The organism is Micromonospora humi, assembly GCF_900090105.1.
Taxonomy (GTDB): domain Bacteria; phylum Actinomycetota; class Actinomycetes; order Mycobacteriales; family Micromonosporaceae; genus Micromonospora; species Micromonospora humi.
This window is the reverse complement of the sequence record NZ_FMDM01000011.1, coordinates 60,753-70,087: the sequence shown is the minus strand read 5'-3', so window position 1 is coordinate 70,087 and position 9,335 is coordinate 60,753. Positions and strand designations below refer to the sequence as shown.

The window sequence follows — 9,335 nt, the reverse complement described above, 5'->3', positions numbered from 1 at the left end:
CTCCGCCGCCGCCAACTTCATGATCAACAGACCGGAGGGCGCGCGGTGATCTTCGAGCGGGTGGTGCGGCCCCGGCTGTTCGCGCGGGGAGGCGGGGACGCGGAGACGGCGCACGAGTGGACGCTGGCGCGGCTCGCCGCGCTGTCGCGGCGGCCGGGGGCGCTGGCGGCGCTGCGGCGCGTCTACTTCCGGGCGGCACCGCGTGGGGTGTTCGGGGTGCGGTTCCCGAACCCGGTCGGGCTGGCGGCCGGGATGGACAAGAACGGGGTGGCGCTGCCGGCCTGGCCGGCGCTGGGCTTCGGCTTCGTCGAGGTCGGCACCGTCACCGCGCACGCCCAGCCGGGCAACGACCGGCCCCGGCTGTTCCGGCTGCGCGACAGCGAGGCAGTGGTCAACCGGATGGGCTTCAACAACGCCGGCGCCGAGGCCCTCGCGGCCCGGCTGTCGGCGCTGCCCCGCCCGCTCGGCGTGCCGCTGGGGATCTCGCTGGGCAAGTCCAAGGTGACCCCGCTGGACGAGGCGGTCGAGGACTACCTGGCCTCCTACCGGGCGCTCAGAGGGCACGGTGACTACTTCGCGGTCAACGTGTCCTCACCGAACACCCCGGGCCTGCGCTCGCTTCAGGACCGGGCGCACCTGGACGCGCTGCTCGCCGCGCTGGTGGGGGAGAAGCCGGTGCTGGTGAAGATCGCCCCGGACCTCACCGAGGCGGCCGTGGCCGAGCTGCTGGAGGTCTGCCTCGACCGGGGCGCGGCGGGCGTCATCGCCACCAACACCACGCTCGGCCGGGACGGGCTCGCCCCGGCCGACCGGGCGCGCGGCGCCGAGGCCGGCGGCCTGTCCGGCCGCCCGCTGACCGCCCGCTCCCGGGAACTGGTCGCCTTCGTGCACCGGGAGACTGGGGGACGGCTGCCGGTGATCGGCGTGGGCGGCATCCTCGACCCCGACGACGCGACCCGGATGTTCGACGCCGGCGCCGCCCTGGTGCAGCTCTACACCGGCTTCATCTACCGCGGCCCCGCCCTGACCCGCGCCATCACCACCCGCACCCGCACCACTCCCTGACCTCCGCGATCGTGCAGCTGCCGCCCCGGCACACCGCCCGAACCGGTCGGACGGCGGGCCGAGACCGCACGATCGCGGGGGAGGGATGAAGGAGGAACCGTGACGCCCGAGGAGATCCTCGCGGTGGACCGCCGGCACGTCTGGCATCCCTACGCGGCGATGCCGTCGGGCAGCGCGCCGCTCGTGGTCGACAGCGCTGCCGGGGTACGGCTGCGGTTGGCGGACGGTCGGGAACTGGTCGACGGCATGTCGTCGTGGTGGGCGGCCATCCACGGCTACCGGCACCCGGTGCTGGACGCCGCGGTGACCGACCAGCTCGGCCGGATGAGTCACGTGATGTTCGGCGGGCTCACCCACGAGCCGGCCGCGCGCCTGGCCGCCACCCTGGTCGAGCTGGCCCCGGACGGCCTGGAGCACGTCTTCCTGGCCGACTCCGGCTCGGTGAGCGTCGAGGTCGCGGTGAAGATGTGCCTGCAGCACCAGCGCGCCGTGGGGCGCCCGGAGCGGCGCCGCCTGGGCACCTGGCGGGGCGGCTACCACGGCGACACGTTCCACCCGATGAGCGTCTGCGACCCGGAGGGCGGCATGCACCACCTCTGGGGCGACGTGCTGCCCCGGCAGGTCTTCGCGCCGTTGCCGCCGGCCGGCTTCGACGCCCCGCCGGACCCGGCGTACGAGGCGGCGCTCGTGGACGCGGTCGAGCGGCACGCCGACGAGCTGGCCGCGGTGATCGTCGAGCCGGTGGTGCAGGGCGCCGGCGGGATGCGGTTCCACCACCCGCACTACCTGCGGGTGCTGCGCGAGGTGACCCGGGCGCACGGCATCCTGCTGGTCTTCGACGAGATCGCCACCGGCTTCGGCCGGACCGGGCGGATGTTCGCCGCCGAGCACGCCGGCGTCACGCCGGACGTGCTCTGCGTCGGCAAGGCGCTCACCGGGGGCTACCTGACGCTGGCCGCGGCGCTCTGCACCCCGGAGGTGGCCGGCGCGATCTCCACCGCCGGGGTGCTGGCACACGGCCCGACGTTCATGGGCAACCCGATGGCGTGCGCGGTCGCCAACGCCTCGCTGGGCCTGCTGCGCGCCGGAGACTGGGCCGGGCGGGTGGCGGGGATCGCCGAGGGGCTGCGGGCCGGCCTGGCGCCGCTGCGCGGCGTGCCCGGGGTGGCCGACGTGCGGGTGCTGGGCGCGATCGGCGTGGTGCAGCTGGACCACGAGGTGGACCTGCCGCGGGCCACGGCCGCCGCGGTGGCCGAGGGGGTGTGGCTGCGCCCGTTCCGGGACCTCGTCTACACCATGCCGCCGTACGTGTCCGACGCCGCGGACGTGGCCCGGATCGCGGCCGGTGTGGCGGCGGCGGTGAAGGCCGGCTGAGTCCGGCCGCAGCGGGGCGACGGAGGGCCCGTCGTGGGACACGGAGGCGGCCGGGGCCGCCGGGAGAGGGAGGGACCGATGGAGACGTTCGGGGTACGCCTGCACCGGGCGGTGGCGGGGCGGGGACCGCTCTGCGTGGGGATCGACCCGCATCCGGGCCTGCTGGCCGACTGGGGGCTGCCCGACGACGTCGGCGGGCTCGAGCGGTTCTGCCGCACGGTGGTGGAGGCGATCGGTGACCGGGTCGCCGTGGTGAAGCCGCAGTCGGCGTTCTTCGAGCGCTTCGGCGCGCGCGGGGTCGGCGTGCTTGAGTCAACTATCCGACAGTTGCGAAATGCGGGCGCGCTCGTTCTCCTCGACGTCAAGCGTGGGGACATCGGTTCGACGGTCCGCGCGTACGCCTCGGCGTACCTCGATCCATCCAGTCCGCTGTATGCCGACGCGATCACCGCGAGCCCCTACCTGGGAGTAGGTTCACTCGCGCCGATGATCGAAACGGCCGCCGCGCACGGTGGCGGGGTCTTCGTCCTGGCCCTCACCTCGAACCCCGAGGGCGCCGCCGTGCAGCGTGCCGTCGGGGCCGACGGTCGCACCGTGGCGCAGACCGTGATCGACGAGATTTCCCAGCTCAACCGGGGTGTGGAGCCGCTCGGCAGCTTCGGTCTGGTGGTCGGCGCGACGATCGGCGAGACCGGCCACGACCTCGGCTCGGTCAACGGCCCGCTGCTCGCGCCGGGGCTGGGCGCACAGGGCGGCACCCCGGCCGGGCTCCGTACCGTGTTCGGTGCCGCGCTGCCGTCGGTGCTGCCGTCGTACTCCCGGGAGGTGCTGGGCGCCGGGCCGGAACCGGCCGCCCTGCGGGCCGCCACCGAGCGGGTGCTGGCGGAGTGCCGGGCCGCCCTGGCCACCGCCTGACTGACTGACGGCTCGGTCACTTTACGTTGATCATCGCGCGTCCACGTTGCCGAAAGCTCCGTCGACCGCTAGTTTTCCCCGCGCTGGGAACCACGGACCCCTTTGGTTGCCAGCGACACCACGTTTCACAGCTGCGGTGGGGCTCCGCCCGCCGTACTAGGGACCTGAGGAGAACTGGTGCCGCTCCCGTCACTGACCCCCGAGCAGCGCGCTGCCGCGCTGGAGAAGGCTGCGGAGATCCGCAAGGCCCGCGCTGAGCTGAAGGAGCAGCTCAAGCAGGGCAAGACCACCCTCGCCACCGTCCTTGAGCGGGCCGAGTCCGACGACGTCGTGGGCAAGCTGAAGGTTTCGGCAGTGCTCCAGGCGATGCCGGGCATCGGCAAGATCCGGGCCACCCAGATCATGGAGAAGCTCAAGATCGCGGACAGCCGTCGCCTGCGTGGCCTCGGCGAGCAGCAGCGCAAGGCGCTGCTCGGTGAGTTCGCCGCCAACTGAACGGCCCACCGTGTAGAAACAAGCGGTGAGCACGGATGACGAGGCGCGCTCGGCGGCTCGGCTCACTGTCCTGTCCGGCCCTTCGGGGGCCGGCCGGGGCAGTGTCGTCGAGCAGGTCCGGGCGCGTCTCGCGTCGGTGTGGGTGCCGGTGGTCGCCACCACCCGACCGCCGCGCCCGGGCGAGCGCCACGGCGTGGACCGGCTCTTCCTCGACCCGGCCGCCTTCGACCGGCTGATCGCCTCGGGCGGGCTGCTGGAGTGGTGCCGGATCGGGCCGTACCGCCGGGGGGTGCCCCGCGCGGACGTGTGGTCCCGCCTCGCCGAGGGGCGGCCGGTGCTGCTGCCGCTGGACCTCGCCGGCGCGCTCACCGTGCGGGCCGCCGCGCCGCAGGCCCGCCTGGTGCTGCTCGTGCCGCCGGCGTACCGGGCCGCCCCGGCGGTCGCGGACGCGTTCGCCCACGCCGTCACGCACGACCGGACCGAGCGTGCCGTGGCGGAACTGGTAGGATTGGTCGGTTCGTCAGTCCTGGCTCCGGCCCGACCGCCCGCGAGCGGTTGAGCGGCCACCGACCGCCCGCGTGGCGGCGCACGAGACGCAGAGGTCAAATTTCGTGGGATCCATCGCCACCAACCCCGAGGGCATCACCAACCCGCCGATCGACGAGCTGCTCGAGAAGACCACCTCGAAGTACGCGCTGGTGATCTTCGCCGCCAAGCGTGCCCGTCAGGTCAACGCCTACTACAGCCAGCTCGGCGAGGGCCTCCTGGAGTACGTCGGCCCGCTGGTGGAGACCACCCCGCAGGAGAAGCCGCTCTCCATCGCCATGCGCGAGATCAACTCAGGCCTGCTCACCGCCGAGCCGACCGACCAGCCGTAACCGCGCCCGCGTCGATGCCCGCCGAGATCGTCCTCGGGGTCGGCGGCGGCATCGCCGCCTACAAGGCGTGTGAGCTGCTCCGGCTTCTCACCGAGTCGGGTCACCGGGTCCGGGTCGTGCCGACCGCCTCGGCGCTCCGCTTCGTCGGCGCGCCGACCTGGGCGGCGCTCTCCGGCCAGCCGGTGGCCGACGACGTCTGGTCCGACGTGCACGAGGTGCCGCACGTGCGGCTCGGGCAGCACGCCGACCTGGTCGTGGTCGCGCCGGCCACCGCCGACCTGCTCGCCAAGGCCGCCCACGGCCTCGCCGACGACCTGCTCACCAACACGTTGCTGACCGCGCGTTGCCCGGTGGTGCTGGCGCCGGCCATGCACACCGAGATGTGGGAGCACCCGGCCACCGTCGCCAACGTGGCCACCTTGCGGTCCCGGGGCGTCCGGGTCGTCGAGCCGGCGGTCGGCCGGCTCACCGGGCAGGATTCCGGCAAGGGCCGGCTGCCCGACCCGGCGGAGATCTTCGCGGTCGCCCGGCGGGCGCTGGCCCGCGGCGTCGCCGCCCCGGCCGACCTGGCCGGCCGGCACGTGGTGGTCACCGCCGGCGGCACCCGCGAGCCGCTCGACCCGGTCCGGTTCCTGGGCAACCGGTCGTCCGGCAAGCAGGGGTACGCGTTCGCCCGCGCCGCCGTGGCGCGGGGCGCGCGGGTGACACTCGTCTCGGCCAACGTGGCGCTCGCCGACCCGGCCGGGGTGGACCTGGTCCGGGTGGGCACCACGGCGGAGTTGCGCACCGCGACGCTGGCGGCCGCCGACGTCGCCGACGCCGTGGTGATGGCCGCCGCGCCCGCCGACTTCCGCCCGGCCGACTACGCCACCGGGAAGATCAAGAAGTCGGAGGACGGCAGCGCGCCGACCATCGAGCTGGTCACCAACCCGGACATCGCCGCCGAGTTGGGTCGGCGACGCCGGCCCGGGCAGGTGCTGGTGGTGTTCGCCGCGGAGACCGACGACGCGGAGCGCAACGGCCGGGCCAAGCTGGCCCGCAAGCGCGCCGACCTGATCGTGGTCAACGAGGTCGGCGTCGACAAGGTCTTCGGCGCGGAGACCAACGCGGCCACCGTGATCGGTGCCGACGGCGCCGTGCACCGGTTCCCCGAACAGCCCAAGGAGGTCCTGGCCGACGCCGTCTGGGACCTCGTGGTCGCCCGGCTGGACCCGCCGTCCTGACGGTTGGTCGACTCGCGTTCCCGGGGCCACGGCGCGACGGGGACGACTAAACTGCCGCCGAGCGACCTTTAGAAGTCTTCACATGCTTAGGAGTGCCGTGACACGTCTCTTCACGTCCGAATCGGTCACGGAGGGCCACCCGGACAAGATCGCCGACCAGATCAGCGACGGCATTCTCGACGCGCTGCTCGACCAGGACCCGCACAGCCGGGTCGCGGTGGAGACGTTGATCACCACCGGGCAGGTGCACGTGGCCGGTGAGGTGACCACGAAGGCGTACGCCGACATCCCGACCCTCGTGCGGGAGACCATCCTCGGCATCGGCTACGACTCGTCGAAGAAGGGCTTCGACGGCGCCTCCTGCGGGGTGAGCGTGTCCATCGGCGCGCAGTCGCCGGACATCGCGCAGGGCGTCGACAACGCCTTCGAGCTGCGGACCGGTGGGTCGGAGAGCGCGTTGGACGCGCAGGGTGCGGGCGACCAGGGCATGATGTTCGGCTTCGCGTGCTCCGAGACGCCCGAACTGATGCCGCTGCCGATCGCGTTGGCGCACCGGTTGGCCCGCCGGCTGTCGCAGGTGCGCAAGGACGGCACCATCCCCTACCTGCGGCCGGACGGCAAGACCCAGGTCACCATCGAGTACGACGGGCTGCGCCCGGTGCGGCTGAACACCGTGGTGGTGTCCAGCCAGCACGCCGCGGACATCTCGCTGGAGTCGCTGCTGACGCCGGACGTGCGGGAGCACGTGATCACGCCGGAGCTGGAGGGTCTCGGGCTGGAGACCGAGGGCTACCGGTTGCTGGTGAACCCGACCGGGCGGTTCGAGATCGGCGGCCCGATGGGCGACGCCGGGCTGACCGGTCGGAAGATCATCGTGGACACCTACGGCGGCTACGCCCGGCACGGCGGTGGCGCGTTCTCCGGCAAGGACCCGTCGAAGGTCGACCGGTCGGCGGCGTACGCGATGCGCTGGGTGGCCAAGAACGTGGTCGCGGCCGGGCTGGCCGAGCGGTGCGAGGCGCAGGTCGCGTACGCGATCGGCAAGGCGCACCCGGTGAGCCTGTTCATCGAGACCTTCGGCACCGAGACGGTGCCGGTGGCCTCGATCGAGAAGGCCGTCGCCGAGGTGTTCGACCTGCGCCCGGCCGCCATCATCCGGGACCTCAACCTGCTGCGCCCGATCTACCGGCAGACCGCCGCGTACGGCCACTTCGGCCGCGAGCTGCCGGACCTGACCTGGGAGGGCACCGACCGGGCCGCCGACCTCAAGTCGGCCGCGGGAGCCTGACCACCGCCACGCGCCGCGACCGGCGACCCGCCGAGGGGTCGCCGGTCGCTCGCGTCTGCGTCGACGTGCCGCTGCCGCACCTCGACCGCCCGTTCGACTACCTGGTCCCCGAGACGCTGGACGCCGACGCGCGGCCCGGGGTGCGGGTGAAGGTTCGCTTCGCCGGGCAACTCGTCGACGGCTGGTTGCTGGAGCGCGTCGACGAGTCCGACCACCCGAAGCTGGCGTACCTGGAGAAGGTCGTCTCCCCGGTGCCGGTGCTCTCGCCGGAGGTGGCCCGGCTGGCCCGGGCCGTCGCCGACCGGTACGCCGGCAGCCTGGCCGACGTGTTGCGGCTGGCCGTGCCGCCGCGGCACGCCCGCGCCGAGAAGTCCGTCACCGCCGCCGACGTCCCGGCCGAGGCCGCCGGTCCGGTCCCCGAGGCGGGCGCGGCGCCGACCGTCGCCCCGACCGCCGCCGCCCGGGCCGACGGTGCCGCCCGGGCCGACGGTGGGACGCGGGCTGACGGCGCCGACCCGCTGCCCGCGACCGGCGTCCCGATCGACCCGCGCGGCTGGCGGGACTATCCGGCCGGGCCGGCGCTGCTGCGCGCGCTCGCCGACGGCCGCACGCCGCGCGCGGTGTGGTCCGCGCTGCCGGGGGAGGACTGGGCCGACCGGTACGCCGACGCGGTGGCCGCGACCGTGGCCGGCGGCCGGGGCGCCGTGGTGGTGGTCGCCGACGGCCGGGACCTGGACCGCCTCGACGCCGCCCTGACCGCGGTGCTCGGCCCGGACCGGCACGCCTGTCTCGCCGCCGCAGCCGGCCCGGCCCGCCGCTACCGGGCCTTCCTGGCCGCCCGGCGGGGCGAGGTGCCGGTGGTGATCGGCACCCGGGCGGCGATGTTCGCCCCGGTCGAGCGGCTCGGTCTGGTGGCGGTCTGGGACGACGGGGACGACCTGCACGCCGAGCCCCGGGCGCCCTACCCGCACGCCCGCGACGTGCTGCTCACCCGGGCGCGGCTCACCGGCGCGGCCGCCCTGGTCGGCGGCTACGCCCGCACCGCCGAGGCGCAACTGCTGGTGGAGACCGGCTGGGCCCGGGAGGTGGTCGCCGACCGGGCCACGGTGCGGGCGCGGATGCCGGCGATGGCACCGACCGGCGACGATCCGCAGCTGGCCCGGGACCCGGGTGCGGCCTCCGCCCGGCTGCCCAGCCTGGCCTGGACCACCGCCCGCGACGCCCTCCGGGCCGACCTGCCGGTGCTGGTGCAGGTGCCGCGCCGTGGCTACCTGCCCTCGGTGGCCTGCGCCGACTGCCGGGCCCCGGCCCGCTGCCCGCACTGCGCCGGTCCGCTCGGCCTGCCGTCGGCGCAGGGCACGCCCGCCTGCCGCTGGTGCGGTCGGGTCGCCGCCGCGTACGCCTGCCCGGAGTGCGGCGGGCGGCGGTTGCGGGCCTCCGTCACCGGCGCCCGGCGCACCGCCGAGGAGCTGGGCCGGGCCTTCCCGGGGGTGCCGGTGCGGACCTCCGGGCGCGAGGAGGTGCTGGCCACCGTGCCCGGCGGCGCGGGTCTGGTGATCGCCACCCCGGGCGCCGAGCCGGTCGCCGAGGGCGGCTACGGCGCGGTGCTGCTGCTCGACTCGTGGGCGCTGCTCACCCGGGCCGACCTGCGGGCCGGGGAGGAGGCACTGCGTCGCTGGCTGGCCGGCGCCGCGCTGGCCCGGCCCGGCGCGGCCGGCGGTCGGGTGGTGGTGGTCGCCGACGGCGCGCTCGCCCCGGTGCAGGCGTTGCTGCGGTGGGACGCGGCCTGGTTCGCCGCCCGCGAGCTGGCCGAGCGCCGCGAGCTGGGCTTTCCACCCGCGGTGCGGATGGCCAGCGTCACCGGGGCGGCCGACGCGGTGGCGGACCTGCTGGCCGGTGCCCGACTGCCCGACGACGCCGAGATCCTCGGCCCGGTGCCGGCCGACGAGGGCCGGGAACGGATGCTGGTCCGGGTGCCGCGGGCCCGGGCCGCCGCCCTCGCCGACGCGTTGCACGCTGCGGCCGGGCAGCGCAGCGCCCGCAAGGCCGCCGATCCGGTCCGGCTCCAGGTGGACCCGCTCAGCCTGTTCTGACCGG

General features: G+C 75.2%; 9 protein-coding genes. All 9 read left to right on the top strand.

Annotated features, from left to right (window positions below):
• Positions 1-45 precede the first annotated feature (45 nt).
• The 9 genes from GA0070213_RS20630 to GA0070213_RS20590 all read left to right on the top strand — a co-directional run bounded on the left by GA0070213_RS20630 (position 46) and on the right by GA0070213_RS20590 (position 9,331).
• Positions 46-1,065 carry a quinone-dependent dihydroorotate dehydrogenase gene (locus tag GA0070213_RS20630; protein WP_091067124.1) on the top strand — a complete coding sequence of 340 codons (1,020 nt, stop codon included), beginning with the start codon at positions 46-48 and terminating at the stop codon, positions 1,063-1,065.
• A 99-nt stretch (positions 1,066-1,164) separates the two neighbouring features.
• Complete coding sequence (locus GA0070213_RS20625) at positions 1,165-2,439, top strand: adenosylmethionine--8-amino-7-oxononanoate transaminase (protein ID WP_091067121.1); 1,275 nt, start codon at positions 1,165-1,167, stop codon at positions 2,437-2,439.
• Positions 2,440-2,517: 78 nt separating this feature from the next.
• A complete protein-coding gene (gene pyrF / locus GA0070213_RS20620) occupies positions 2,518-3,354 on the top strand; it encodes an orotidine-5'-phosphate decarboxylase (protein ID WP_091067117.1) in 837 nt (278 codons plus the stop codon).
• Positions 3,355-3,531: 177 nt separating this feature from the next.
• Positions 3,532-3,849, top strand: coding sequence for an integration host factor, actinobacterial type (gene mihF / locus GA0070213_RS20615; protein ID WP_013285515.1), 318 nt, complete (start codon positions 3,532-3,534; stop codon positions 3,847-3,849).
• Positions 3,850-3,874: 25 nt separating this feature from the next.
• Positions 3,875-4,408, top strand: coding sequence for a nucleoside/nucleotide kinase family protein (locus GA0070213_RS20610; protein WP_091067113.1), 534 nt, complete (start codon positions 3,875-3,877; stop codon positions 4,406-4,408).
• Between the two features lie 52 nt (positions 4,409-4,460).
• Positions 4,461-4,727, top strand: coding sequence for a DNA-directed RNA polymerase subunit omega (gene rpoZ / locus GA0070213_RS20605; RefSeq protein ID WP_025617742.1), 267 nt, complete (start codon positions 4,461-4,463; stop codon positions 4,725-4,727).
• A gap of 14 nt (positions 4,728-4,741) precedes the next feature.
• Positions 4,742-5,950 (top strand): bifunctional phosphopantothenoylcysteine decarboxylase/phosphopantothenate--cysteine ligase CoaBC, encoded by a 1,209-nt coding sequence (gene coaBC / locus GA0070213_RS20600; protein WP_091067110.1) that lies wholly within the window; start codon positions 4,742-4,744, stop codon positions 5,948-5,950.
• Positions 5,951-6,047: 97 nt separating this feature from the next.
• Positions 6,048-7,238: a methionine adenosyltransferase gene (gene metK / locus GA0070213_RS20595; protein WP_245716488.1), complete on the top strand. Its 1,191-nt coding sequence runs from the start codon at positions 6,048-6,050 to the stop codon at positions 7,236-7,238.
• A gap of 65 nt (positions 7,239-7,303) precedes the next feature.
• The gene (locus GA0070213_RS20590; RefSeq protein WP_245716487.1) at positions 7,304-9,331 is read left to right on the top strand and encodes a primosomal protein N'; all 2,028 of its coding nucleotides are present in this window, start codon (positions 7,304-7,306) and stop codon (positions 9,329-9,331) included.
• The last annotated feature ends 4 nt before the right edge of the window (positions 9,332-9,335 follow it).